This window comes from Pseudoduganella plicata (assembly GCF_004421005.1).
Classification (GTDB): domain Bacteria; phylum Pseudomonadota; class Gammaproteobacteria; order Burkholderiales; family Burkholderiaceae_D; genus Rugamonas; species Rugamonas plicata.
Genome location: NZ_CP038026.1, coordinates 4747312 through 4771919 on the forward strand (window position 1 = coordinate 4747312; position 24608 = coordinate 4771919).

The window sequence follows — 24608 nt, forward strand, 5'->3', positions numbered from 1 at the left end:
AACTGTTCGGCTGTTATCGCAAACTCTTTCATCGCATATCACACTCGTGACCTGGCCGCAACGGCCCCCGGCACCCGGCAGGGAAAGCCGATATAATCGTCAGATGAAACAACGTACGATCAAAGAAATGGTCCGCACCACAGGTGTGGGAGTGCACTCGGGCACGAAGGTGGAACTGACCCTGCGACCCGCGCCGCCGGATACCGGCATCGTCTTTTCCCGCGTCGACCTGAAGCCGCCGGTGGTGTTCCCCGTGGGGCCGATGGAAATCGGCGACACCCGCATGGCCACCGTCATGATCCGGGACGGTGCCCGCGTATCGACCATCGAACACCTGCTGTCCGCCTGTGCGGGTCTCGGCATCGACAACCTGTATATCGACGTCACGGCCGAAGAGATCCCGATCATGGACGGCTCGGCGTCGTCGTTCGTCTACCTGCTGCAGCAGGCCGGCCTGGCGGAGCAGGAAGCGCCGAAGAAGTTCATCCGCATCCTGAAGCCGGTGGAAGTGCGCGAAGGCGAAGGCGCCCGCGAAAAATGGGCCCGCCTGGTGCCGCACGAAGGCTTCAAGCTCGACTTCTTCATCGAATTCAACCACCCCGCCGTGGACGGCACGGCGCAGCGCGCGCTGGTCGATTTCGGCGAGCAGTCGTATATCCAGGCGGTGGCGCGGGCGCGCACGTTCGGCTTCATGCAGGACGTGGAGATGCTGCGCGGGATTGGCCTGGCGCGCGGCGGCTCGCTGGAAAACGCCATCGTCATGGACGAATACCGCATCCTGAACCCGGACGGCCTGCGCTACGACGACGAATTCGTGCGCCACAAGATCCTGGACGCCATCGGCGACCTGTACGTGATCGGCCACCCGCTGATCTGCGCCTATGAGGCGCACAAGTCCGGCCATGCGCTGAACAACCTGCTGCTGCGCGAACTGCTGAAGCGGCCGGACGCCTACGAAATCGTCACCTACGATTCGGCCGAGAAGGCGCCGCCGTCGTATGCGCGGCAGATGGAACAGGAATGGTCGTATAACTGACCGGCGGGGCAACCGGGCCGGCCGCTAGCGGCGGTGCGCCACCAGGTTGCGCAGCGCCGCGATCAGTGTCGCGTTCTGCCTGGTCGGCTCCAGCTTTTCCGACAGCTCGGCAAACGAATCCACGCCCACTTCGGGGATCACCAGCTTGCGCGGCTCGACCGGCGGCGTCGACATCGCCCGCATCATCTGCACCTTCAGGCGGATGTTCTCGACCTGCCAGCCTTTTCGCGCGAGCGCTTCTTGCAGTTTTGGCAATTGCTGTTTAAGCTTGGCGGCAACCGACGTATTCGGCGTCGACAGTACCAGCACGCCCCCTTCGAACGACAGGATTTCGCAAAACGAGAATGCCGTCGGCAGGACGGCGGCGCAATCCTGCTGCAACTGCGCCATGCGCTGCACGGCCGGCAGCAGTGCTGCCATACGGTCGTTGCGGCGCAGGAAGTCCGTCGCTTCGACGGCTGTCCGGTTCTGGTTGGGAGAGTTGAATCGCATCGGCGAAACATATCATAGCCAGGCCGCGTGCGCAGCGGTCGGGTGCATCCGGTGGAATGTTCCGAGATTGTTTCCAGATTTGCTATTGTGTTACTGGCGGCAATCCCAACCTGACCCCGCATGCTAAAATCACAGGTATTTTGCCATTAGCGGGCACCAGAGGAACTTCGGCGGGGCGAACATGGAGCATCCGTTCGCACGGGCAAGGTCGCAGAGCGGGCTTTAGAAGCGGGCTTTTTTTAACGGCGTTTAATCAAGAATTCAAGCATGTCCTTACTGACCCAGATTTTCGGCAGCCGTAACCAGCGGTTGCTCAAGCAATACCAGAAGACCGTAAAAGCGATCAATGCACTCGAACCCGCATTCGAAAAGCTGACGGACGCCGAGCTGCAGGCGAAAACGCCCGAGTTCCGCGACCGCGTCGCGAAGGGCGAGTCGCTGGACGACCTGCTGCCCGAAGCCTTTGCCGTCTGCCGCGAGGCGTCCAAGCGCGTCTTCAAGATGCGCCACTTCGACGTCCAGCTGCTGGGCGGTATGGTGCTGCACCACGGCAAGATCGCCGAGATGCGCACGGGCGAGGGCAAGACGCTGACCGCCACGCTGGCGGCCTACCTGAACGCGCTGTCCGGCAAGGGCGTGCACATCGTCACCGTCAACGATTACCTGGCGCAGCGCGACTCGGACACGATGGGCAAGCTCTATCGCTGGCTGGGCCTGACGACGGGCGTCAACCTGTCGCAGATGGACCATGGCGTCAAACAGGCGGCCTATGGTTCCGACATCACCTACGGCACCAACAACGAATTCGGCTTCGACTACCTGCGCGACAATATGGTGTTCGAAGTGCGCGAACGCGTGCAGCGCGGCCTGAACTTCGCCATCGTCGATGAAGTCGACTCGATCCTGATCGACGAGGCGCGTACGCCGCTGATCATCTCCGGCCAGGCCGAGAACCACACGGACCTGTACCACAAGATCAACACCGTGCCGCCTCAGCTGGTGCTGCAGGTCGGCGAAGAGACGCCGGACGGCAAGGGCAAGATTGAAGTCCCGGGCGACTACACGAAGGACGAAAAGGCGCACCAGGTGCTGCTGACGGAAGCGGGCCACGAAAAAGCCGAAGCGATCCTGACGCAAATGGGCCTGCTGCCCGAAGGCGCGTCGCTGTACGACTCGGCCAACATCACGCTGGTGCACCACCTGTATGCGGCGCTGCGCGCCCATGCGCTGTACCACAAGGACCAGCACTACGTGGTGCAGAACGGCGAGATCGTCATCGTCGACGAATTCACGGGCCGCATGATGACGGGCCGCCGCTGGTCGGACGGCCTGCACCAGGCGGTCGAGGCGAAAGAGGGCGTGCGCATCCAGAACGAGAACCAGACGCTCGCGTCGATCACGTTCCAGAACTACTTCCGCATGTACGGCAAGCTGTCCGGCATGACGGGTACGGCCGATACGGAAGCCTACGAATTCCAGGAGATCTACGGCCTGGAAACCGTCGTCATCCCGCCGAACCGCCCATCGGCCCGCAAGGACAAGCAGGACCAGGTCTACAAATCGGCGCAGGAAAAATATGGCGCCATGCTCAACGACATCCGCGACTGCTATGAGCGCGGCCAGCCCGTGCTGGTGGGTACGACGTCGATCGAGAACTCGGAACTGCTGTCGTCGATCCTGACCAAGGCCAAGCTGCCGCACAACGTGCTGAACGCCAAGCAGCACGCCCGTGAAGCGGAGATCATCGCCCAGGCGGGTTCGCCGAAGGCGATCACGATCGCCACCAACATGGCCGGTCGCGGTACCGACATCGTCCTGGGCGGTAACGTCGAAAACCAGATCAAGTTCCTCGAGGCCGACCCGTCCCTGTCCGATGCGGAAAAAGCCGAACGTGCCCACAAGCTGAGCGACGGCTGGCAGGCGCTGCACGAGCAGGTGGTGGCGGCCGGCGGCCTGCACATCATCGGCACGGAACGCCACGAATCGCGCCGCGTCGACAATCAGCTGCGTGGCCGTTCCGGCCGCCAGGGCGACCCGGGCTCGTCGCGCTTCTACCTGTCGCTGGACGATCCGTTGCTGCGCATCTTCGCGGGCGACCGCGTGCGCGCCATCATGGACCGCCTCAAGATGCCGGAAGGCGAACCGATCGAAGCGGGCATCGTCACCCGTTCCATCGAGTCCGCCCAGCGCAAGGTCGAGGCTCGTAACTTCGACATCAGGAAGCAGCTGCTGGAATACGACGACGTCGCCAACGACCAGCGCAAGGTGATCTACCAGCAGCGTAACGAGCTGCTGGAAGCGACCGACATCTCCGAGACGATCCAGAACCTGCGCCGCAGCGTGTTCGAGGATCTGGTGCGCGAATACGTGCCGGCCGAATCTGTCGAGGAACAGTGGGACGTGCCGGCGCTGCAGGCCGTGCTGGCGTCCGAGTGGCAGATCAACCTGCCGCTGACGGAGATGCTGGAGAAGGAATCGAACCTGACCGACGAGGACATCGTCGAACGCGTGCAGGCGGCGGCGGACGAGCAGTACAACGCCAAGATCGCCGTCGTCGGCAAGGACGCGTTCGGCGGCTTCGAGCGCAACGTGATGCTGCAAAGCGTCGACAGCCACTGGCGCGAACACCTGGCCGCGCTAGACCACCTGCGCCAGGGCATCCACCTGCGCGGCTACGCGCAGAAGAACCCGAAGCAGGAATACAAGCGCGAAGCGTTCGAGCTGTTCAGCCAGATGCTGGACATGATCAAGAACGAAGTCGTCAAGATGGTCATGACGGTGCGTATCCAGTCGCGCGAGGAAGTCGAGGCGGCGGAAGCGGCCATGGCGGCTGCGGCGCCCCACCTGGAAAACGTGCACTACCAGCACGCCGACTTCAACCCGAACGCGGCGCCGGAAGAGCTGCTGGCACCGATGGCAACGCCGGCCAACATGCCGGAAGTGGGCATCAGCGCCGGCGTCAAGGTGGGACGCAATGACCCTTGCCCTTGCGGCAGCGGCAAGAAATACAAGGCTTGCCACGGCAAGCTGGCGTGATGAGAAGACCGGAGCTTGCTCCGGTTTTTTTATCGGCTGGCGTCATATACATCGGCTGGTTCTATCCGCCGGGTGGGTCCGACATCTGGACGCGAGCCCGGCCTTAACGGTCGGGTTGTCGAGTGCCGGACCTGTCCCGGCACGCTGGCGATGTGACAATCCCTTGTCGCGCGGTTATCGAAAGCGTTGCGCCGGCGCGGCAGGCGGTGAACATTGGGCCGCGCGCGCCCATCGGCACTGGCTCATGGGACTCCCGATTGGTAGACTGGATGCTGACTTTGTTCATTGATGAACGTTCCCATCCCATCCCATGTCCCTGTTCAGCCACCTGTCGATCAAAACCAAACTGATGCTCAGCATGGGCCTGTGCCTGCTGCTGTTTATCGCCATTTCTTCCACGCTCAGCGTCACGATGAGCAGCGCGCATCTGCGCGAACGGGTGGTCGGGACCGAGCTGCCGGCCCAGGTTGGCGAGATTCGCAACGATATCCTGCGCCAGATCGCCGAGCCACTGTCCGTCTCGCGCACCCTGGCGAACACGACCTTCCTGCACGCGTGGGAAGACACCGGCACACCGGACGACGGCACGGCCGGCTGGCACGCGTATGCCACGCGTGTGAAAGCATTCACGCATGCCGCGACGGTGTTCTGGGTCTCGGCCGACAGCGGCAAGTATTTCACGGAAACGGGCTATGACCGTACGCTGTCGAAGACGTCGCCGGACGACAGCTGGTTCTACAACTTCCTCAACAGTGGCGTACCGTACCGCCTCGACCTGAACAAGAATCCCGGCTCGGATGCGCTGATGTTGTTCATCAACACCCGCGTGCAGACGCCGGGCGGCAAGCTGGCTGCGGCTGGCCTCGGACTGTCGGCCGAGGCGCTGGCGCAAAGCATCCGCGGCTACAAGCTGGGCCAGTCGGGCTTCGTCTACCTGGTCAACGCGGACGGCAGCATCCTGATTCACAAGACGGCAGCACTGGCGGACGGCAAACACCAGCTGCGCGCACTGCCGGGCTTTACGCCCGAGCTGGCGCAGTCTCTGCTCAAGCGCGAGAAGTTTGCGTACGTGCGCGTGGTTGGCGCCGATGGCACGCAGTTCGTCGCTTCGTCGTTCGTGCCGGAGCTGAATCTGTACGTGATGGCGGACGTGCCGGAAGCGGAAGTGCTGGGCGACGTGGCCAGATCGGCCACGCTGTCCGCGCTGATCGCCGCTGTCGTCGGCGGCGGCATCGGCATGGTCGCCATCTGGCTGATCGCCCGCGCCATTGCCGCGCCGGTGATGGGCGCCGCGCGCCTACTGGAGGAAATCGCCAGCGGCGACGGCGACCTGAGCCGCAAGATGCCCGTGAACAGCAACGACGAGGTGGGCGCGCTGGCGCGCGCCTTCAATCGCTTCGTCTCGTCGCTGGGGAAAACGATCGCCGAAGTGCGCGACAGCACGGCCGTGATCGCCACGGCCAGCAGCGAAATCGCGCACGGCAATCTGGACCTGTCCGGCCGCACGGAAGCGCAGGCGTCCAGTCTGCAGCAGACAGCCGCGGCGATGGAAGAACTGACGACGACGGTGCGCCAGAACGCGGACAACGCGCTGCAGGCCAACCGCCTCGTGACGGCGACGGCGCAGTCGGCCGAGAAGGGCGGCGCCGTGGTGGCCGATGTCGTGCGCACGATGGCGGACATCTCCGGCAGCTCGCACAAGATCGCGGACATTATTTCCGTCATCGACGGCATCGCCTTCCAGACCAACATCCTGGCGCTGAACGCGGCGGTGGAAGCGGCGCGGGCGGGCGAGCAGGGCCGCGGCTTCGCCGTCGTCGCCAGCGAGGTGCGTAACCTGGCGCAGCGCTCGGCGTCGGCAGCGAAGGAGATCCGCGAGCTGATCCTCGACTCCGTCAGCAAGGTCGATGCCGGCAGCGCGCTGGCCGACGGTGCCGGCGCGGCGATGGCCGAGATCGTGCAGACGGTGCGCGAAGCGGAAGCGTTGATGAAGCAGATCGCCGTGGCCAGCCAGGAGCAGAGCCAGGGCATCGGCCAGGTCAACCAGAGCGTGGCGTCCATGGACGATGCCACGCAGCAGAACGCGGCACTGGTCGAACAGGCCGCCGCGGCCGCCGGGTCGCTGCAGGAACAGGCCAGCAAGCTGGAACAGGTCGTCGCCACCTTCAAGCTGGAAAACTGAACACGCTGGCGCACCCGCGCAACGCCACGGTTGTGCCTCGTGGGCTGCATCGCCAACGGCGGCGAGGCGGACGAGGCGGATAAAGCGGCGAATCAAGCCAGCAAGCCCGTGGTCGTGAGCCCGCACGAGGATTCGCGGTCGGCCACGGCTGCGATTGCGTCCCCCCCCCGCAGCTCCGGCTATTTTCATGCGTACGCCAACCGTGCGTGGAACTGCCATGGCAAGAGCCGCAGGCCGATCGAACTCACCGTCACGTTCCCCGGGGTGCACTGACGGCCCGTGACTTCCGGCACTGCCGGATGTGGGCGCGCATCCCTACACTTCGCCCGTGAATCGCCGCATCGCGGCGACACGTGATCGAAGAGGGAAGCCTGATGTCAAAGAAGATCTTCGTGGCCCTGTGCCTTGTCGGATTGCTGGGCGCCTGCGGCGGCGGCGAGGGGGCACGCTACCCGGCGGCGAGCATCCTGCTGCAGGCCAAGGCCGAGCGCGCGCGCGAGGAGGGGGCACTGCCGGGAGTGTCGATCGTTGCCGTCGCAGGGAACGCGATCGACGTGGCCAGCGCGGGCACGCGCATGGCCGGCAGCACCGCGCCGTTGCTGGCAACGGATGCGCTGCAGGCCGGCTCCCAGACAAAGGCGCTGACGGCCATGCTGCTGGCGCGTCTCGTCGAGCAGGGGAAGCTGCGCTGGGACAGCACGCTGGCCGAACTCTTCCCCGCCTGGCACGACACCATGCAGCCCGCACTGCGGGCCGTGACGGTCGAGCAGTTGCTGCGTCACCGCGCCGGCCTGAAGCGCGACCCGGACGATGCCGCTGCCGACGAGCTTCGCCTGCTGTTGACGGGAGACCCCGTCGCGGACCGGGCCGCTGTCGCGCATTACATGCTGCGCCAGCCGCCGGAGCACGTGCCGGGTTCCACGTTCCTGTACTCGAACACGGGCTATCTGGTGGCGGGGCTGATCGCCGAGACGGTGGGCGGCGCGCCATTTGAAACGCTGATGCAGGACGAAGTCTTCGCACCGCTGGGCATTACCGCATCGTTCGGGTTTCCGGAGGATGCCGGCAGCGGCACGGTCCACGGACATGAATGGCGGGCGGGCGGCTGGCAGAGCGCCGGATATCCTGCCGAGGACCGCTACAATATGGGCCGCATCGGTGCCGCTGCGGGCGGCCTGATGATTTCGATGCCGGAGTACGGCAAGCTTTTGCGCGAGCATCTGCGCGGCCTGCAGGGGAAGTCCACCTATCTGCGTCAGGAAACCTTCGCCCGCCTGCACGGACCGGCGGGCGAATACGGCCTGGGCTGGGATGTGACGGAGGTGCCGGGCCATGGCGTTGTCAGCGCCCATGCCGGCAGCTGGGGCAGCTATTACGTCTTTGCGATCCTGGTGCCGCAATCGAACCGTGCAGTGGCGGTGGCGTGCAACTGCTACGGCCCTGCCGCTGTCGAACAGCTCGACGAGCTGACGCGCCGGCTGGCGCTGGCGCCGTAACGCCGGGCAGCGCGGGCAGGACGAAAAAGCCCGGCACAAGGCCGGGCTTCGGGGTACCGCGGGAGGGGCTTACTGCAGCGTCAGGATAACCTTGACGGTATCGTCCACGGCCGACTTGTCGATGTAGCCGATGGCTTTCGGGTCGTCCGCGACGGCTTTCTTCACCTCCGCGTTCGACTTGAATTCCTTCGGTTCGGCCGTGGCCTTGCCCGTGAAGACCAGCTTCGACCAGATGGCCTTGACCTGGCCGGCATCCTTGTCCGTGACCTTCTTGTAGAAGTCGGTACGGATGGCCGAGCCCTCGGCCTGGTCGATCGGCGTGAACATCATCGATTTGCCGAGGAAGAACTGGGCAGCCTGTTCGGAGAACATGCGGCTGGCCGGGTTCTTGGCGCTGACGATGACGACGGTTTCGGCCGAAGCCGGCAGTGCGGTTGCAGCAACGGCAGCAACGATCAGGGAAATCAGTACTTTTTTCATGGCTGCTTATCCTTAAAACACGAAGTCCACGCCGGCGGCGACGACGGTCACACCCTTGCCGCGACCGGCGGCCGTAAGCGGACGCAGGAAACCGTTGGTCGAGCCATCCTTGACGCGGTCGACCTGAACCTTCAGGGCCGCCGACTTGGCGAAGTCCCAACGCACGCCCACGGTGTCGGAGGACTGCGAACCGCCGGCCATCAGGCCGGTCACGGCGGCGTTCAGGGCCGGAATGCGTGCCAGTGCGGCTGGCGGCGTGATGTTGGAGCCCTTGCCTTGGTACTTGGCGTGGGCGTAGTACGGCAGGATCTTGCCGAAGCGGTAGCCGGCCATCGTGTACCAGCCATTGGTGTCAGTCAGGTAGACCGGGTCCTTGGCGCGGCGCATGCCGTACTCGGCCTGTACGACGATATTGTGCCAGTCAGCCAGCAGGCCGACGGAGGTAAACGCGATGCGTTTGGCTTCGACAAGGCCCATGTCTTCGGCCAGTTGCGGGAAACCGACTGCGGCCACCGTATTGGTCAGCGACCTGAGGGTGGTAGCGTCCGGCGACTTCAGCTTCACCTGTACGTGCGCCACGCGCAACGTGACCGGGCCATGCTCGGCACTGATGGCGAGGCCGGTGGTGCCAGCCTGGTAACGTGGCTCGGTGCCATTGCTGGCGACATAGGTCTTGCCGCGGGAAATGCCGACGACCGCCTGGGCGGTGACGTTGGTGTCGCCGAAGCTGTGCTGCCAGTCGATGTCGAGCCCGTCAGCGTTTTCGATTTTGTTCTGGCCGTACATTTCAACCGGCGGACGCATCATCGTGTTGGCGTAGCCCACGTTCTGGTAGTCGGAGATCAGGAACGATGGAACGACCACGCGGCCGACCCGCACCGAGAACTCGTCGGTAACCTTGTACTTCACGAAGGCCCACGCCAGTTCGGTCGTGAAGGTATCGCCCGTCATCTTGCGCGTCAGGACCTGTGCCGTCGCGGAGATCTTGTCATTGAACGTGTAGGTGGCTTGCAGGCCCAGGTTCGAGTCGAGGCCGAACGTCGTGGTGCCGGCCGTGCCTTCGCGCTGATTGTCGCGGTTGAAGCGGACATCTTCGCTGTTGCTCTTCGCGGCGGCCAGCGTGCCGAAGCCGCTGATGGTCAGGTTCTCGTTGCCAAGGGTGGCGGCTTGGGCCTGTGCCAGGCTCAGGGCACCCAGGATGGATGCGACTAACAGTTTGCGTTTCATGCTGTGTGGGTCCGATTGTAGTGTTTATGTGTTGGGTGGTGCTCTGTCGTGGCGCCGCTGCGGAGGTGGGGGAGCGGCCGGACGACTTCGTGCATGCAGGTTGTACCTTAGTGGATATTGCTGAGAGGCATCAATGAAAACTTCGGAATGCATATATTTAATGAAATCTTCTGTCGTTTTTTGTGAACTTTCCGGCCACCCGCACTGCTCTTTATGCATGTTTGCCTCGGGACGCGGCGTGCAAATGTAAAAAAGCCCGGCACAGGGCCGGGCTTTCGGGGTGTCGCGACGGGGCGATTACTGCAGCGTCAGGATGACCTTGACGGTGTCGTCCACGGCCGACTTGTCGATGTAGCCGATGGCTTTCGGGTCGTCGGCAACGGCTTTTTTCACCTCGGCGTTCGATTTGAAGGCCTTCGGTTCGGCCGTCGCCTTGCCGGTGAAGACCAGCTTGGACCAGATCGCCTTGACCTGGGCAGCATCCTTGTCCGTTACCTTCTTGTAGAAGTCGTTACGAATGGCCGAGCCTTCGGCCTGGTCGATCGGGGTGAACATCGTCGATTTGCCAAGGAAGAACTGGGCAGCCTGTTCGGAGAACATGCGGCTGGCCGGATTCTTGGCGCTGACGATGACGACGGTCTCGGCCGCGGCCGGCAGTGCTGCCGCGGCAAAGGCGGCAACGATCAGGGAAGTCAGAATCTTTTTCATGAATGCTTGTCCTTAGAACACGAAATCGACGCCGGCGGCGACGACGGTCACGCCCTTGCCCGTTGCGGTCACGTCACGCAGGAAGCCGTTGGTGGAGCCGCTCTTGACGCGGTCGACCTGCACTTTCAGGGCCGCCGATTTGGCGAAGTCCCAACGCACGCCGACGGTGTCGGACGACTGTTCGCCGCCCGCCAGCAGGCCGCGCACGCCGGCGTTCAGCGCAGGAATGCGCGCCAGCGCGGCCGGTGCCTGGATGACCGAGCCCTTGCCTTCGTATTTGGCATGGCTGTAATACGGCAGGACCGTGCCGAAGCGGTAGCCGGCCATCGCGTACCAGCCGTTCGTATCGGTCAGGTAGACAGGTTCCTTGGCGCGGCGCATGCCGTACTCGGCCTGCACGACGATATTGTTCCAGTCAGCCAGCAGGCCGACGGAGGTGAACGCGATGCGCTTGGCTTCGGCGATGCCGATGTCATCGGCCAGCTGCGGGAAGCCGACGGCGGCGATCGTGTCGGTGAACGAGCGGATGCTCGTCGCTTCCGGCGACTTCACCTTGGCCTGGACGTGCGCGATGCGCAGCGTGACGGGACCATGTTCGGCGCTGATGGCGAAACCGGTGGTGCCGGCCTGGTAGCGCGGTTCCGTGTTGTTGCTGCCGACGTAGCTCTTGCCGCGGGCAATACCCACCACAGCCTGAGCGGTCACATTGGTGTCGCCGAAGCTGTGCTGCCAGTTGACGTCCACGCCGTCGGCGTTTTCGATGATGTTCTGGCCGTACATTTCAATTGGCGGACGCATCATCGTGTTGGCATAGCCCACGTTCTGGTAGTCCGAAATCAGGAACGACGGCACCACGACACGGCCGACGCGCACTGCGAATTCGTCGGTGACCTTGTATTTGACAAAGGCCCATGCCAGTTCGGTGGTGAAGCTGTTACCGGTCGTCTTGCGCGTCAGGATCTGTGTCGTGGCCGACAGTTTGTCGTTGATCGTGTAGGTTGCCTGCAGGCCCAGGTTGGAATCGAGGCCGAACGTGTTGGTACCGGCCGTGCCTTCGCGCTGGTTTGCGCGCGTGAAGCGGGCATCTTCCGTGTTGCTCCTGGCGGCGGCCAGCGTGCCGAAGCCGCTGATCGTCAGGTTGTCGTTGCCGAGGGTGGCGGCTTGCGCCTGGGCCAGGCTGAGGATGCCCACGATGGCGGCGACTAACAGTTTTTGTTTCATTGGTGAATCCGTTGTTGAGAGTTGTCTGGGCTGCCGGTCGTGGCGCCGCTGTGGTAATTGCGAGCGGCGTTACACACGACACGGTGCAATGGGAGCAGAACATTAACGCACGGCAACATGAGCGGACAACAACAATTTCTTGCTGAATACATATAATGAAAACTTATGTCGTTTTTTATCAACTATTCAGTAGTGAAATAATAACCCTTGCCTTCCATATGGCGCCGGCGCGTGCCGCAGCCCGCCACTGCGTCGGCACAATGCTGCAGGTATTACAATAGCGACTCCATTAATCAGACCGCACGAGAACAACACCATGGCCGTCAATTCCCCCATTCCTGTCGCCGCCGACCTGAAGCCCGTTGCGGGCATCGAGATCGGATATGCCCAAGCAGGTATCAAGAAGCCGAACCGCAAGGACGTGCTGGTGATGAAGCTGGCTGAAGGCGCCACGGTGGCGGGCGTCTTTACGCTCAATCGCTTCTGCGCGGCACCCGTGCAAATCTCCAAGGACAACCTGGCGGCGGTAAAAGCGGGCGGCAAGCCGATCCGCGCCCTGCTGGTCAATACAGGCAATGCCAACGCGGGCACGGGAGAGCAGGGCCTGGCGCGGGCGCAGGAAACGTGCGCCGCGCTGGCCGCCGAGCTGGGCGTGGATGCCCAGCAGATCCTGCCGTTCTCCACCGGCGTGATCCTGGAGCCGCTGCCCGTCGAGAAGATCAAGGCGGGCCTGCCGGCTGCCGTGCAAAACCTGCGGCAAGACAACTGGTTCAACGCGGCCGAAGCCATCATGACGACCGACACGCAGCCGAAAGCCGGCTCGCGCACCGTCACCATCGGCGGCCACACGGTGACGCTGACGGGCATCAGCAAGGGCGCCGGCATGATCAAGCCGAACATGGCAACGATGCTGGGCTACCTGGCGTTCGACGCGAAGGTGGCCCAGCCCGTGCTGGACGTGCTGGTGAAGGAAGCAGCCGATAAATCGTTCAACTGCATCACCATCGATGGCGACACGTCCACCAACGATTCGTTCATGCTGATCGCCACGGGCGCGGGTTCGCTGGAAGTGAACTCGGTCGAGTCGCCGGAGTACCGCGAGCTGGCGGCTGCCGTGACGGAACTGTCCGTATTCCTGGCGCAGGCCATCATCCGCGACGGCGAAGGCGCAACCAAGTTCATCACGATCACGGTGGAAGAGGGCGAGTCGGTGGAGGAGTGCCGCAAGATCGCGTATTCCATCGCCCACTCGCCGCTGGTCAAGACGGCGTTCTTCGCGTCCGATCCGAACCTGGGGCGCATCCTGGCCGCCATCGGCTATGCCGGTGTCGACCTGGACGTGTCGAAAATCAACCTGTGGCTGGACGACGTGTGGGTGGCGAAAGACGGCGGCCGCAATCCCGAGTACAAGGAAGAGGACGGCCAGCGGGTCATGAAGCAGAGCGAGATCGCCGTGCGCGTGAAGCTGGCGCGCGGCGCGGCGCAGGCGACCGTCTACACGTGCGACCTGTCGCATGACTACGTGTCGATCAACGCCGACTACCGTTCGTGATGGCTTCCCTGGAACTGTTCCTGGCGCGCGCCGAACGGGTGCTGGCGCGCGTGGAAGCACTGCTGCCGCCCGCGGTGGCAGCGCCCAACTGGGACGCAGCCCGGGCGTTCCGCTGGCGCAAGCGCCATGGGGCCGGCGGCACTTCCGGCTGGCTGCAGCCGGTCACGCATGCGTCGCGCATCGGCCTGGACGACCTGCACAACGTGAGTACCCAGAAGGCGCAGATCGAGCAGAACACGCTGCAGTTCGTGCAGGGACGGCCCGCCAACAACGTCCTGCTGACGGGCGCACGCGGCACCGGTAAATCCTCGCTGATCAAGGCGTGCCTGAACCGCTTTGCCGACCAGGGCCTGCGCCTGATCGAGGTGGACAAGGCCGACCTGGCCGACCTGCCGGACATTATCGACCTGGTGGCCGGGCGGCCGGAAAAATTCGTCGTGTTCTGCGACGACCTGTCGTTCGAGGAAGGCGAGGGTGGCTACAAGGCGCTGAAGGTGGCGCTGGATGGCTCCATCACGGCGCAGTCGGACAATGTGCTGATCTACGCCACGTCGAACCGGCGTCACCTGATGCCCGAGCGTATGTCGGACAACACCAGCTACCGCCACGACGAGGACGGCGACCTGCATCCCGGCGAAACGGTGGAGGAAAAGATCTCGCTGTCCGAGCGCTTCGGCCTGTGGCTGTCGTTCTACCCGTTCAAGCAGGACGACTACCTGGACATCGCGGCGCACTGGCTGGCCTCGTTCGGCTGCACGCCGGCACAGATCGAGGAAGCGCGCGGCGATGCACTGCGCTGGGCGCTGCAGCGCGGTTCCCGTTCGGGCCGCGTGGCGTGGCAGTTCGCCCGCGACTATGCGGGCAAGCTGGCATGACGGCGTCGGCGCGGCCCATCGACGTGGCCGTCGGCATCCTGATGAAACCCAACGGCGACGTCCTGCTGGGCCAGCGCCCTGCCGGCAAGCCGTACGCGGGCTACTGGGAATTCCCCGGCGGTAAAGTCGATCCGGGCGAGACGATCCTGGACGCGCTCAAGCGCGAATTCATGGAAGAGCTGGGCATCGAAGTGCTGTCCGCCGAGGAATGGTGCGGCGTCGAGCATGTCTACGAACATGCCCACGTGCGGCTACACTTCTTCATCAGCAGGGAGTGGCGCGGCGAACCGCAAAGCCTGGAAGGCCAGGCCTTCGCCTGGCAGGGCGAGGTCAGCGTGGAGCCGCTGCTGCCGGCCACGATCCCGCTGCTGCAGTGGATACGCCAGGCGGTGGAATGCCGAGGCTCACGCCCCCATCGGTAATCCGCTCGCCCAGCCGCTGGCCATTCCGCCGATCTGCGCCGACCCGCCCTGTGCGGCAGCCCGTGCGTCACGCCGCCGGCACGCGGCTTCATCGGTAATGAACAGCTCGGCGGCAAACTGCCGCGCCCCCAGCGTCTGGCCCCGCGTCTTCGGCCCGCGTAGCGCCGTAAAGGCGGCCAGTGCGTGCTCCAGCCGGTCTGCGTGGGCCGCCAGGCAACGCGGCAGATGCCAGGCGTCTTCCAGGGCCTGCGACGCCCCCTGACCCGAGGTCGGCAGCGATGAATGGGCCGCATCGCCCAGCAGCAGTACGTTGGCGCGGTGCCAGCCTGGCACGGGATCGACGTCGTGCACGGCAATGAGGCGCACCTGTTCCCGCGGCGTTTGGCGCAGCAGGGCCGGGATAGGTGCCGGCCAGTCGCCGAAGCGGCTGTACAGCGCGTCGAAAGGGGGCAGCCGGTCCAGTCCTGGCGCCGCGACTGCCGCGGCCCAATACACCTTACGGTCCGTCACGGTGACGACGCCGAAGCGCTCGCCGATACCCCAGAAATCCAGCACGCCCGGCGCAGCGTCCGTACTCCGTTCCAGCTCGACCGCGCCGACCCAGTTGACGAAACCTTGAAATCGCGGCGGCGCATCGCCCAGCACGAACTGGCGGGCGATGGAGTGCTTGCGCCCGTCCGCACCCAATAGAAGGTCCGCGTGCACCGTCGCGCCGTCGGCACATTCCAGCCACGCCTGGCCGTCGGCACCGGCGCGCAGCGCCAGCCCGGCAACCCCGTAATGTACCGGCACGCCATTCTGCGCCAGCCAGTCGGCCAGGATGCGCATCAGGTCGCGCCGCAGGACGGCGTGGCTTGCATATCCCATCTCACGGTCGAGCTGGCCAATGTCCAGCGACTGCAACAGTCGTCCCTGCCGATCGAGGCGATGCATCGCTTGTGGCACGCCACTGACGGCGGCCACCGCGGACAGCAGCCCCAACTGGTCGAGCACGAAGCCGGCGTTGGGCCACAACACCATGCCGCCACCGGCGCAGTATGGGTCCGCATGACGCTCGTACACCGCGACACGATGGCCGGCGCGCGTCAGCGCGATGGCGCCGGCCAGGCCAGCAATACCCGCGCCGATAATCACGATCCTCATCGATTCAGTTCCTGATTTAAAACCCGGCAGTATTAACTAAAAAACCGCCCGTTACAAACCTGTAAATTTCCACAGCTTCGACAGCTCAGCATTTGCCGCCACACTCCTGCTTGCAAAAAAATAATTAATTCTAGGGAAGCAATATGCAAGATGGGATTGTAGCGTCGCGTCCGCAAAATGCGGCAGAGGCTCCCTCCGGGGGCGGCCAGCTGGTCATCGACAGTCTGTACATCAGCGCGGACATCGATGCCGCCGGGCGCTTTCAGTGCGGCTATCCACGCCAGCCGCGCCCGGACAGCGCAGGGCTGAGCGCGCAACTGCAGAAATCCAAACGTCTCAGCAGCCTGAGCAGAAAAGTCCTGCGGCACCTGCTTACCCACCACGATCTCGGCCAATTCGACTATACGGTGTTTTGTTCCCGCTTCGGCGAGTTGGCGAGTATCGAAGAAAACAACCGCTGCAATGTCGCGCGGGAAGAGCTGTCGCCGTCCAACTTTTCTTATTCAGTCCAGAACGCTCTGGCGGGCCAGTTGTCGATCCTGCTCGGATCGCGCCGTCCCAGCAGTTCGATTTCGGCCACCAGCTTCGTGGTGCGCAATGCGCTGATGGATGCGCAGGCATTTCTGTTCGACCAGCCGGACGCGCAGCGGGTACTGGCGGTGTTTTACGACGGCGATCTGCCGCCGCGCTTCCATGCCGAATTTGCCGGCTGGCCACGCGACTACGTCGTGTCGTGCAGCGTGCGCCGCGCCGTGCCCGGCGAAGCGGGAGCGTTGACGCCGACGCGGCAGTTTTCCTCGCCAACCGTGGCCGCCCAGATCGGGGCCTTGCTCGGGCATGCCGGGCCGGTTGCCAACCAAGTCATCTATGAATGGGAGTAAGCATGTCCGATATCAAGCAACGGATTCAAAAAGCGCTGCAGGCGGCGATCCAGATCGACGGTGGGCCAGTCACCGATGACGAGGATTTCTTCGACGGCCGGCTGGAACTCGATTCGATTGACGTGCTGGAAATCGTCATCGCCATCAAGAAGGAATTCAAGATCGACCTGAAATTGAAGACCGACGACAAGGAAGGCGTGTTCCGCAACCTGCGCCAACTGCAGGAACTGGTCGAGTCGCGCATGGCGGAAGCAGCATAGTGGCAACGCCGAACCAGGCGGTGGTGGCGCGATTCGACGATGGGCGCACGGTCCATCGCGAACAGGCCGGTCGGGACATTGCCGGCCTCATGGCGGCCCTGGCCGGGGCGCCTGGCGCCATCCTGCTCGACTGCCAGTGCAGTTACCGCTTCTATGTCGCCCTGCTCGCCTGCCTGGCGGCGGGCCGCCAGGTGGTGCTGCTGCCCAATACGCTGCCGGCCACCTGCGCGCGCTATCGGGACCAGTATGACAGCGTGATCGACGATGCCGGCGGGGTGCTGCGCCTGCGTCACGGCACCAGCGCGGTCGCCCTGGTGGAGTCAGGCGGCACGCCGTGGGATGGCCAGCTCGATCCGGCGGCGATGGTGTTGCTGTATACCTCCGGATCGACCGGTGAACCGAAAAAAGTCGTCAAGACAGTGGCCGGCCTGATGGCGGAAGTGAGCGACCTGCAAGCCCTGTTCCTGGGGCCGCCAGCGCTGCTGATCGCCGCTACCGTGCCGCACTACCACCTGTATGGCCTGCTGTTTCGGATTCTGTTGCCGTTCCAGTCGGGCTACCCGTTCCTGGCCGGCACGATCCGCTCGCCGGCTGAGCTGGCGGAGCTGGCCGACTATGTGCTGGTCAGCAGCCCGGCCTTCCTGCGCCGGCTGACGGAGCAGGAGCCGATCGGCGGCGCTGCCCTGGTGTTCTCGTCGGGCGGTGCCTTGATGCCTGACGAGGAACTGCTGGTGCAACAGGTGTTCGGCGCGCCGTGCTTCGAGATCTACGGCAGCAGTGAAACGGGCGGTATCGCCTACCGCCGCGCCGAGGCGGGGCAGCATTTGTGGCCGCTTCCCGGTACCGAGGTCAAGATGGGTACCGATGGCCGGCTGTGGCTCTGGTCGCGCTATTGCAGTGAAGCGGGCTGGATCGAACGCGACGACCTGATCCAGCTGCATGCCGACGGCAGCTTCCGCGTGCTGGGCCGCGCCGACGATATCGTCAAGATCGAAGAGAAACGCATTTCGCTGGCCCATCTGGCCAGCTTGATCCGTGGCACGTCGCCGGCGATCCGTACCGCACGCCTCATGGTCTACGACGAGCCGATGCGCAAGCGCCTGGCGGCCATCGTCGTGGTCGACGCGGCCGTACCGGAAAGCCAGTTCGCGCAGATCGAGCAAGCGGCAAAGGCGGAGCTGCAAGGCCACGTCGAGCGCATGTTCGTACCGCGCAAGTGGAAAGTGGTGCACGAGGCGGTCCTCGACGGGATGGGCAAGCTGTCGCGCTCGAGCATGCTGGAGCTGATGCATGAGTGAGCTCGGGGTGGCCCTGCCGGAACAGGAACTGCGCTTCGCACCCGGCGCTGCGTATTACGACGGCCATTTCGAGGGCAATCCGGTAACGCCTGCCATTGCACAGATTGGCGCGTGCCTGGCGCAGCTGGCGCCCTATGCCGCCGCACGGGGGCGCAGCGCCCGGCCGCTGGCGGCAAGATTTTATGCGGTGATCGCACCTGGCGACACCATCCGTTTGACCTGGAAGCTCGGGCAGGAAGGGGCCGTCGAAGCGGTACTCCACCGGTCGGAGCAGTTGTGTTCACGCATCACTTTCGAGCTGGCCAACGCCGGCGGGGGACTCTAGCATCATGAAAAGAACTTTAACGATTTCGCAGCAGCGCCTGACGATCGAAGACATCGTCGACCTCAGCCAGCAGCGCGTCCACGTGGCACTGTCGACCGATGCCGCGTTCCAGCAACGCATCAAGAAGGGCGCCGACTTCCTCGACCGCCTGCTGGAAACCGAAGGCGAGATCTATGGCGTGACGACCGGCTACGGCGACTCCGTGACCCGCCAGGTATCGCGCGAGCTGATCGAGCAGCTGCCGGTCAACCTGCTGCGCTTCCACGGCTGTGGCCTGGGCGAGCACTTCGACCTGGAAACGTCGCGGGCCATCATGGCGGCGCGCCTGGTATCGCTGTCGCGCGGCTATTCGGGCGTGACGCCCGCGCTGCTGCAGCAGCTCGCCAGCATGCTCGAGCACGACATCATTCCGCTGATCCCGCAGGAAGGTTCCGTTGGCGCCAGCGGCGACCTGACCCCGCTGTCGTACGTGGCGGCGGCGATGATCGGCGAGCGCGAAGTGCGCTACCGCGACCAGGTCCGGCCAAGCGCCGAAGTGCTGGCCGAATGCGGCCTGACGCCGCTGCGCCTGCGACCGAAGGAAGGGCTGGCGATGATGAACGGCACGGCGGTGATGACCGCTCTGGCGTGCCTGGCCTTCAAGCGCGCCGAGTACCTGAGCCGCCTGTGCACGCGCACCACGGCACTGGCGGCGATCGCCCTGAAGAGCAACCTGCATCATTTCGACGAAGACCTGTTCAAGGCCAAGCCGCATCCGGGCCTGCAGCGCATCGCCGCGCTGATCCGCGCCGACCTGATGCCGCAACACGATCCAGCCGAGCGCCTGCAGGACCGCTACTCGATCCGCTGCGCACCGCACGTGATCGGCGTGCTGGAAGACAGCATGGCGCACTTCCGCAGCGTCATCGAGAATGAGCTCAACAGTGCGAACGACAACCCGCTGCTCGATCCGGAAAAGGAAAAGCTGCTGCACGGCGGCCACTTCTACGGTGGCCACATCGCGCACGTGATGGACACGCTCAAGACCCAGATCGCCAACCTGGCCGACCTGATGGACCGTCAGCTCGCGTTGCTGGTGGACACCCGCTACAACAACGGCATGACGGCCAACCTGTCGCTGCCCGATCCGAGCCGGGCGTCGATCAACCATGGTTTCAAGGCCGTCCAGATCGGCGTGTCGGCGTGGACGGCGGAAGCGCTGCAGAACTGCATGCCGGCCAGCGTGTTCTCGCGTTCGACCGAATGCCATAACCAGGACAAGGTCAGCATGGGCACGATCGCGGCGCGCAGCTGCATTCGCGTCATCGAACTGGTGGAGCAGGTGCAGGCGGCGATGGTGCTGGCGGCTACCCAGGCCATCGCCGTGCGGCGCCGGGTGGAGCCGGGCGCCAGCCTGCCGATCGGCCTCGACGCGCACGGCTTCATCGAGACCGTCGAAGCGGAGTTCGCGCTGGTGGGCGAGGATCGCCCGCTGGAAGCGGACCTGCGCCGCTTCATCGCCTATATCCGCGAACAGCGCTGGACCTTCCCGGCATGAGGCATTGTTATATCCACGGCATGGGCGTCGTCAGCGCGGCCGGCGTCGGGCGCGATGCCCTGTACGCCAGCCTGTTGAATGGCAACCAGGACGGTTTCGTCGCGTCGGCGCCGCTGTGGAGCGGACGGCGTGCGACCATCGGCGTCGTCGGCCAGGTGCTGGCACCGCTGCCGGCGCGGCTGGCGCACTTCGCCAGCCGTACCAATATCTTGCTGCATGCAGCGCTGGAGCAGGCTGCCGACACCATTCACGAGGCCGTGGAACGGTACGGCGCCGACCGGGTCGGCGTGGTCATGGGGTCGTGCACGGCAGGCTTCCAGGAAGCCGACCGGGCCCGCGCGGCGGAAGCGCAAGGCGCGCTGCCGCCCGGCTACCGCCATGACATCGAGCTGATGGACAGTGTCTCGGCGATGGCGGCCGCCTATGCCGGCGCCACCGGGCCGACGCTTACGGTCAGTACCGCGTGCACGTCGTCCGGCAAGGCCATCGCGATGGGCCTGCGCCTGATCCGCAGCGGCCAGCTCGACGCCGTCATCGTGGGCGGTGCCGACAGCCATTCGCTGTCCACCCTGAACGGCTTCGATTGCCTGGCCTCGATTGCCGACGGCATGTGCCAGCCGCTGGGGCAGGCGCGCAACGGCATCAACCTGGGCGAAGGCGCGGCTGTGCTGGTGCTGCGCGCCGATCCCGCGCCGTTGCGGCTGATGGGGGCGGGCGAGAGTTCCGACGGCCACCATATCTCGGCGCCCGATCCGCAGGGACGTGGCGCCGAACTGGCCATCCGGCGCGCGCTGGCCAGCGCCGCCGTCGCTCCTGCCGACGTGGGATACCTGAACCTGCACGGCACGGCGACCGTGCAGAACGACGAGGTCGAGGCAGCCGCCGTCTACCGCGTGTTCGGCGACGGCGTGGTGTGCAGTTCGACCAAGAACCTGACCGGCCACACGCTGGGCGCGGCCTCGGCGCTGGAACTGGTGGCCTGCGCCACCATGCTGGAGCGCGGCAATGGCGCCGTGCCGGTGATCCCCCAGCATGGCGACTATCCGCGCGACCCGGCGCTGGCCCCGATCGCGCTGGGCCAGCCGGGCCAGCACAGCGAGCGGACGGTGTTCGCCTCGACGTCGTTCGCTTTTGGCGGCAGCAACGTATGCCTGGTAATCGGCAGGAGCGCCCATGACCATGCATGACGCGGCGCCTTACCTGCCGCATGGCGGCGCCATGCGCCTGATCGACCTGGTCGCCGACGATGGCAGCGCGCACGCCACGATCCGCGCCGACAATCCGTTCCTGCTGCCGGCCGGGCTGCCGGCCTGGGTCGGTCTGGAATACATGGCGCAGGGCGTCGCTGCGGCCCATAACCTGCGCGCCGGGCAGGCCGGCGCACCCCGGTCCGGCGTCATCACGGCCTTCAAGGCGCTGCGCTGCGCGGGCGAGTGGCTCGATCCGGCGCTGGGCCTGACGGTCAGCAGCGAGCTGCTGCACGCGGATGGGGGACACGCCGTCAGCGCCTGCCGCCTGTGGCAGGGCGGCCTGGAAGTGGCCTCGGTCACGGTCTATACGAAGGAACACGATGCAGGAGGGCAGGCATGACTGATCCCGTACGCAAGATCCTGGTCACCGGCGCCAGTCGCGGCATCGGCCGCGCCATCGCGCTGCGCCTGGCCCGCGACGGCTTCCACGTGGTGTGCCACTACGGTAACGACCGGCAGGGCGCGCTCGATACGCTGGCCCTGACCGGCGGCGAGCCCGGGCGCGACCTGCTGTGCTTTGACGTCAGCGACGGCGATGCCACCCGCACGGTACTCGACGAGCACGTCGAACGCCATGGCGCGTTCTGGGGCGTCGTGGCGAACGCCGGCATCCGGGCCGACGCCGTGTTTGCCGGCATGGCGCGGGCGGACTGGCAGCGCGTGCTGGACGTCAATCTGAGCGGCTTCTTCAACGTGGTCCAGCCGCTGGTGCAACCGATGCTGCGCCTGCGCGACGGCGGCCGCATCCTCGGCGTGTCGTCGCTGTCCTCGTCCGTCGGGGTGCCGGGCCAGGCCAACTATTCGGCCAGTAAAGCAGGCATGGAAGCGGCCGCGCGTGCACTGGCGGTGGAGCTGGCGCGGCGGCGCATCACCGTCAATTGCATCCTGCCGGGCTACGTCGCGACCGACATGCTGGACGAGGCCGACCTGGAAGCGCTGGCCGCGCAGGTGCCGCTGCGCCGGCTCGGCCAGCCCGACGAAGTGGCCGCCCTGGCCGGCTTCCTGTGCGGCGAGACGGCGGGCTACATCACCAAACAATCAATTCGCATCGATGGAGGCATAGGATGAAGGAACGTACTATCTTGATATCCGGCGGTACCGCCGGGCTGGGCCTGGAACTGGCCCGCCTGCTGGCGCAGGACAACTGCGTGATCGTGTTCGGGCGCACGCCCGTCGCGGCGGCGCCCGGACAGGCCTTCGAACAGTTCAGTGCCGACGTGGCCGATCTGGAAAGCCTGCTGCGCCTGCGCGAGACGCTGGCGCAGCGGCAGGTCGTCGTCGATGTGCTGATCAACAATGCCGGCGTGTTCGACAGCGGCGACGTGTTCAAGCCGGCCGCGCAGGCCGCCGGCGCGAAGATCATCGCCACCAACATCACCGGGCCGCTGAATCTGCTGCGCGTGTTCGGCGACGATCTGGCGCGTTCGCGCCACCCGGCCATCGTCAATATGTCGTCGGTGCTGGCGTATGCGCCGGCCGGCTTCTGCCCCGTCTATTCGGGCAGCAAGGCCTTTCTGTCGGCGTTCAGCAAGGGCTTGCGCGCGGCCGGCAGCGGGCGTGGCCTGCGCGTGGTCGAAGTCGTGCTGCCAATGCTCGACACCAGCATGACCAGCGCGATCCGGATCGCCGGCCTGAACAAACTGGCGCCGCGCGCCGCGGCCGAGCAGATCGTGCGCGAGCTGGCGACCAACGCGACCCAGATCCGCATCGGCGAAGCCGGCATCGTGATGAAGCTGCTGCGCCTCATCCCGGCCCGTATCCAGGCGCGCTTCGACGCCATCAGCCAACAGTACCTCAAGGACCAGCCATTGTGAACGCTCCCGCCAACCCTTTCCTGAGCAAACCCATCGGCCGGCTCTACCTGCAAACCGCGCTGCCCATCGTGGTGGTGCTGTTGATTAACGGCCTGTACAACGTGATCAACGCCTGGTTCCTCGGCAACTACGTCGACAAGCAGGCGCTTACCGCGGTCACGCTGGTGTTCCCCCTGCAACTGGCGCTGTTCGCGATGGCAACGCTGGTGGCCAGCGGCATGGCGTCGGTATTGGCGCGCCGCTTCGGCGCGCGCGATATCGGCGGCGCCTCGCAGGCATTCACCAGCGCTCTGATCCTGGTGCTGATCATCATGGGCCTCGTCAATCTCGGCTTCGCCTGGAGCGGCGACATGCTGATCGCCCGCATCTGCGGCGACCTGCCGCACGTGAACGCGCTGGCGTCCAGCTATATCTCCGTGCTGGTGTACGGCGCGCCGATCCTGGGCCTGCTGGTGGTCAATACCGACGCGCTGCGTTCCGAAGGCAAGATCCAGTTCATGAGCAGCTGCATGCTGTTGTCGGCGCTGCTCAACGTCGCGCTCGACTACATACTGATCGTGCGCCTGCACCAGGGCGTGGCGGCGGCCGCGCTGGCGACGTTGCTGTCGCAGTCCGTATCGCTGAGCGCCATCGTGCTGTTCCGCCTGCGCGGCAAGTCCAGCCTGCGCTTGCGCTTCGGCGGCCTGACGGTGCTCAAGGGGCACGCGGCGGAGATGCTGCCGCTGGGTGTACCGATGAGCCTGTCGCACGTGGGCGTGGCGATCCAGGTCGGCATGGTCAACTACGCACTGAAGAACTGGGCCTGGGTGGACTATCCGACGCTGGTGGGCGCCTATGGCATCGTCACCCGCCTGATGACCTTGGCCATCATGCCGCTGATCGGCCTGAACGTCGCGTTCCAGACGATCCTGGGCAATAACTTCGGCGCTGGCATCAAGCCACGCGTGGACGCGACCGTCAGCACCGGCCTGAAAATCGCCGTGGCCTACTGCGCCACCGTGACACTGCTGTTCGTGCTGGCCGCCGGCGCGCTGGGTGCCGGTTTCGTCGACGACGCGGCAATGGCGGCCCAGGCGGCGCGCCTGACGAGGATCGTCGTGTCGGGCTTCGTGCTGTTCGGGGCGGCCATGATCATCGGCAGCTATTTCCAGGCGATCGGCCAGCCGAAGTACGCCATCCTGCTGTCCACGGCCAAGAACTACCTGATCATCGTGCCGCTGCTGCTGGTGTTGCCCGCGGCGATTGGCGAGCCCGGCATCTGGTATGCGTTCCCGCTGTCGGACATCCTGACGGCGCTGCTGGCCGCGCTCGTCCTGAACCGTAACGCCAGCCGGTCCGGTGCCCGCCTGGGCCTGTACTCGAACGTCTGAGGA

General features: G+C 65.2%; 23 protein-coding genes. 17 read left to right on the forward strand and 6 right to left on the reverse strand.

Features of this window, described 5'->3' with window-relative positions:
• Positions 1-103 precede the first annotated feature (103 nt).
• Complete coding sequence (gene lpxC, locus E1742_RS21075; RefSeq protein ID WP_134387087.1) at positions 104-1036, forward strand: UDP-3-O-acyl-N-acetylglucosamine deacetylase; 933 nt, start codon at positions 104-106, stop codon at positions 1034-1036.
• 24 nt (positions 1037-1060) lie between these two features.
• On the opposite strand, the gene E1742_RS21080 is transcribed toward lpxC, so the two are convergent.
• On the reverse strand, positions 1061-1528 hold the full coding sequence (locus E1742_RS21080) for a DciA family protein (protein ID WP_134387088.1): 468 nt from the start codon (positions 1526-1528) through the stop codon (positions 1061-1063).
• A 267-nt stretch (positions 1529-1795) separates the two neighbouring features.
• On the opposite strand from E1742_RS21080, the gene secA reads away from it, so the two are divergent.
• The 3 genes from secA to E1742_RS21095 all read left to right on the forward strand — a co-directional run bounded on the left by secA (position 1796) and on the right by E1742_RS21095 (position 8242).
• A complete protein-coding gene (gene secA, locus E1742_RS21085; RefSeq protein WP_134387089.1) occupies positions 1796-4564 on the forward strand; it encodes a preprotein translocase subunit SecA in 2769 nt (922 codons plus the stop codon).
• Between the two features lie 310 nt (positions 4565-4874).
• Complete coding sequence (locus E1742_RS21090) at positions 4875-6746, forward strand: methyl-accepting chemotaxis protein (RefSeq protein ID WP_134387090.1); 1872 nt, start codon at positions 4875-4877, stop codon at positions 6744-6746.
• A 374-nt stretch (positions 6747-7120) separates the two neighbouring features.
• Positions 7121-8242, forward strand: a complete 1122-nt coding sequence (locus E1742_RS21095; protein WP_134387091.1) for a serine hydrolase domain-containing protein — start codon at positions 7121-7123, stop codon at positions 8240-8242.
• 69 nt (positions 8243-8311) lie between these two features.
• Here the strand turns inward: E1742_RS21095 and E1742_RS21100 are convergent, their stop codons facing one another.
• From E1742_RS21100 to E1742_RS21115, 4 genes are all read right to left on the reverse strand, one after another.
• Positions 8312-8722, reverse strand: a complete 411-nt coding sequence (locus E1742_RS21100) for a type 2 periplasmic-binding domain-containing protein (RefSeq protein ID WP_134387092.1) — start codon at positions 8720-8722, stop codon at positions 8312-8314.
• 12 nt (positions 8723-8734) lie between these two features.
• Positions 8735-9949, reverse strand: coding sequence for a porin (locus E1742_RS26255; RefSeq protein ID WP_166793526.1), 1215 nt, complete (start codon positions 9947-9949; stop codon positions 8735-8737).
• A 297-nt stretch (positions 9950-10246) separates the two neighbouring features.
• Positions 10247-10657 (reverse strand): type 2 periplasmic-binding domain-containing protein, encoded by a 411-nt coding sequence (locus E1742_RS21110; protein WP_134387093.1) that lies wholly within the window; start codon positions 10655-10657, stop codon positions 10247-10249.
• A 12-nt stretch (positions 10658-10669) separates the two neighbouring features.
• The gene (locus E1742_RS21115; RefSeq protein ID WP_134387094.1) at positions 10670-11878 is read right to left on the reverse strand and encodes a porin; all 1209 of its coding nucleotides are present in this window, start codon (positions 11876-11878) and stop codon (positions 10670-10672) included.
• 316 nt (positions 11879-12194) lie between these two features.
• Between E1742_RS21115 and argJ the strand changes: the two genes are divergently transcribed.
• The 3 genes from argJ to E1742_RS21130 are packed head-to-tail and all read left to right on the forward strand — an operon-like array spanning position 12195 to position 14727.
• Entirely contained in the window at positions 12195-13430 is a 1236-nt protein-coding gene (gene argJ / locus E1742_RS21120) for a bifunctional glutamate N-acetyltransferase/amino-acid acetyltransferase ArgJ (RefSeq protein WP_134387095.1), read from the forward strand.
• Positions 13430-14305 carry an ATP-binding protein gene (locus E1742_RS21125; RefSeq protein WP_134387096.1) on the forward strand — a complete coding sequence of 292 codons (876 nt, stop codon included), beginning with the start codon at positions 13430-13432 and terminating at the stop codon, positions 14303-14305. The genes argJ and E1742_RS21125 overlap by 1 nt, the downstream gene beginning before the upstream one ends.
• Positions 14302-14727: an NUDIX domain-containing protein gene (locus tag E1742_RS21130; protein WP_134387097.1), complete on the forward strand. Its 426-nt coding sequence runs from the start codon at positions 14302-14304 to the stop codon at positions 14725-14727. The genes E1742_RS21125 and E1742_RS21130 overlap by 4 nt, the downstream gene beginning before the upstream one ends.
• On the opposite strand, the gene E1742_RS21135 is transcribed toward E1742_RS21130, so the two are convergent.
• Complete coding sequence (locus tag E1742_RS21135; protein WP_134387098.1) at positions 14710-15870, reverse strand: FAD-dependent monooxygenase; 1161 nt, start codon at positions 15868-15870, stop codon at positions 14710-14712. The genes E1742_RS21130 and E1742_RS21135 overlap by 18 nt on opposite strands.
• Positions 15871-16013: 143 nt before the next feature.
• Between E1742_RS21135 and E1742_RS21140 the strand changes: the two genes are divergently transcribed.
• Genes E1742_RS21140 through E1742_RS21185 form a run of 10 tightly spaced genes read left to right on the forward strand, consistent with a single transcriptional unit; the run spans position 16014 to position 24605 of the window.
• Positions 16014-16751 (forward strand): beta-ketoacyl synthase chain length factor, encoded by a 738-nt coding sequence (locus E1742_RS21140; RefSeq protein ID WP_134387099.1) that lies wholly within the window; start codon positions 16014-16016, stop codon positions 16749-16751.
• 2 nt (positions 16752-16753) lie between these two features.
• On the forward strand, positions 16754-17011 hold the full coding sequence (locus tag E1742_RS21145; protein WP_166793527.1) for an acyl carrier protein: 258 nt from the start codon (positions 16754-16756) through the stop codon (positions 17009-17011).
• Positions 17011-18309, forward strand: a complete 1299-nt coding sequence (locus E1742_RS21150) for an AMP-binding protein (RefSeq protein WP_134387101.1) — start codon at positions 17011-17013, stop codon at positions 18307-18309. Before E1742_RS21145 ends, E1742_RS21150 begins: the two co-directional genes overlap by 1 nt.
• Positions 18302-18634, forward strand: a complete 333-nt coding sequence (locus E1742_RS21155; RefSeq protein WP_134387102.1) for an ApeI family dehydratase — start codon at positions 18302-18304, stop codon at positions 18632-18634. The genes E1742_RS21150 and E1742_RS21155 overlap by 8 nt, the downstream gene beginning before the upstream one ends.
• A gap of 4 nt (positions 18635-18638) precedes the next feature.
• Positions 18639-20171, forward strand: a complete 1533-nt coding sequence (locus E1742_RS21160) for an HAL/PAL/TAL family ammonia-lyase (protein WP_134387103.1) — start codon at positions 18639-18641, stop codon at positions 20169-20171.
• A complete protein-coding gene (locus E1742_RS21165) occupies positions 20168-21358 on the forward strand; it encodes a beta-ketoacyl-ACP synthase (RefSeq protein ID WP_134387104.1) in 1191 nt (396 codons plus the stop codon). Before E1742_RS21160 ends, E1742_RS21165 begins: the two co-directional genes overlap by 4 nt.
• Positions 21345-21761: a hotdog family protein gene (locus E1742_RS21170; RefSeq protein WP_134387105.1), complete on the forward strand. Its 417-nt coding sequence runs from the start codon at positions 21345-21347 to the stop codon at positions 21759-21761. Before E1742_RS21165 ends, E1742_RS21170 begins: the two co-directional genes overlap by 14 nt.
• Positions 21758-22489 carry a 3-oxoacyl-ACP reductase FabG gene (gene fabG, locus E1742_RS21175; RefSeq protein WP_134387106.1) on the forward strand — a complete coding sequence of 244 codons (732 nt, stop codon included), beginning with the start codon at positions 21758-21760 and terminating at the stop codon, positions 22487-22489. The genes E1742_RS21170 and fabG overlap by 4 nt, the downstream gene beginning before the upstream one ends.
• The gene (locus E1742_RS21180; RefSeq protein ID WP_134387107.1) at positions 22486-23235 is read left to right on the forward strand and encodes an SDR family NAD(P)-dependent oxidoreductase; all 750 of its coding nucleotides are present in this window, start codon (positions 22486-22488) and stop codon (positions 23233-23235) included. The genes fabG and E1742_RS21180 overlap by 4 nt, the downstream gene beginning before the upstream one ends.
• Positions 23232-24605 (forward strand): MATE family efflux transporter, encoded by a 1374-nt coding sequence (locus E1742_RS21185; protein ID WP_134387108.1) that lies wholly within the window; start codon positions 23232-23234, stop codon positions 24603-24605. The genes E1742_RS21180 and E1742_RS21185 overlap by 4 nt, the downstream gene beginning before the upstream one ends.
• Positions 24606-24608 lie beyond the last annotated feature (3 nt).

What these genes read in the sequence shown, in the direction of transcription:
- lpxC (WP_134387087.1), top strand. Translation starts at nt 104, where the DNA reads ATGAAACAACGTACGATCAAAGAAATGGTCCGCACCACAGGTGTGGGA.
- E1742_RS21080 (WP_134387088.1), bottom strand. Translation starts at nt 1,528, where the DNA reads ATGCGATTCAACTCTCCCAACCAGAACCGGACAGCCGTCGAAGCGACG.
- secA (WP_134387089.1), top strand. Translation starts at nt 1,796, where the DNA reads ATGTCCTTACTGACCCAGATTTTCGGCAGCCGTAACCAGCGGTTGCTC.
- E1742_RS21090 (WP_134387090.1), top strand. Translation starts at nt 4,875, where the DNA reads ATGTCCCTGTTCAGCCACCTGTCGATCAAAACCAAACTGATGCTCAGC.
- E1742_RS21095 (WP_134387091.1), top strand. Translation starts at nt 7,121, where the DNA reads ATGTCAAAGAAGATCTTCGTGGCCCTGTGCCTTGTCGGATTGCTGGGC.
- E1742_RS21100 (WP_134387092.1), bottom strand. Translation starts at nt 8,722, where the DNA reads ATGAAAAAAGTACTGATTTCCCTGATCGTTGCTGCCGTTGCTGCAACC.
- E1742_RS26255 (WP_166793526.1), bottom strand. Translation starts at nt 9,949, where the DNA reads ATGAAACGCAAACTGTTAGTCGCATCCATCCTGGGTGCCCTGAGCCTG.
- E1742_RS21110 (WP_134387093.1), bottom strand. Translation starts at nt 10,657, where the DNA reads ATGAAAAAGATTCTGACTTCCCTGATCGTTGCCGCCTTTGCCGCGGCA.
- E1742_RS21115 (WP_134387094.1), bottom strand. Translation starts at nt 11,878, where the DNA reads ATGAAACAAAAACTGTTAGTCGCCGCCATCGTGGGCATCCTCAGCCTG.
- argJ (WP_134387095.1), top strand. Translation starts at nt 12,195, where the DNA reads ATGGCCGTCAATTCCCCCATTCCTGTCGCCGCCGACCTGAAGCCCGTT.
- E1742_RS21125 (WP_134387096.1), top strand. Translation starts at nt 13,430, where the DNA reads ATGGCTTCCCTGGAACTGTTCCTGGCGCGCGCCGAACGGGTGCTGGCG.
- E1742_RS21130 (WP_134387097.1), top strand. Translation starts at nt 14,302, where the DNA reads ATGACGGCGTCGGCGCGGCCCATCGACGTGGCCGTCGGCATCCTGATG.
- E1742_RS21135 (WP_134387098.1), bottom strand. Translation starts at nt 15,870, where the DNA reads ATGAGGATCGTGATTATCGGCGCGGGTATTGCTGGCCTGGCCGGCGCC.
- E1742_RS21140 (WP_134387099.1), top strand. Translation starts at nt 16,014, where the DNA reads ATGCAAGATGGGATTGTAGCGTCGCGTCCGCAAAATGCGGCAGAGGCT.
- E1742_RS21145 (WP_166793527.1), top strand. Translation starts at nt 16,754, where the DNA reads ATGTCCGATATCAAGCAACGGATTCAAAAAGCGCTGCAGGCGGCGATC.
- E1742_RS21155 (WP_134387102.1), top strand. Translation starts at nt 18,302, where the DNA reads ATGAGTGAGCTCGGGGTGGCCCTGCCGGAACAGGAACTGCGCTTCGCA.
- E1742_RS21160 (WP_134387103.1), top strand. Translation starts at nt 18,639, where the DNA reads ATGAAAAGAACTTTAACGATTTCGCAGCAGCGCCTGACGATCGAAGAC.
- E1742_RS21165 (WP_134387104.1), top strand. Translation starts at nt 20,168, where the DNA reads ATGAGGCATTGTTATATCCACGGCATGGGCGTCGTCAGCGCGGCCGGC.
- E1742_RS21170 (WP_134387105.1), top strand. Translation starts at nt 21,345, where the DNA reads ATGACCATGCATGACGCGGCGCCTTACCTGCCGCATGGCGGCGCCATG.
- fabG (WP_134387106.1), top strand. Translation starts at nt 21,758, where the DNA reads ATGACTGATCCCGTACGCAAGATCCTGGTCACCGGCGCCAGTCGCGGC.
- E1742_RS21180 (WP_134387107.1), top strand. Translation starts at nt 22,486, where the DNA reads ATGAAGGAACGTACTATCTTGATATCCGGCGGTACCGCCGGGCTGGGC.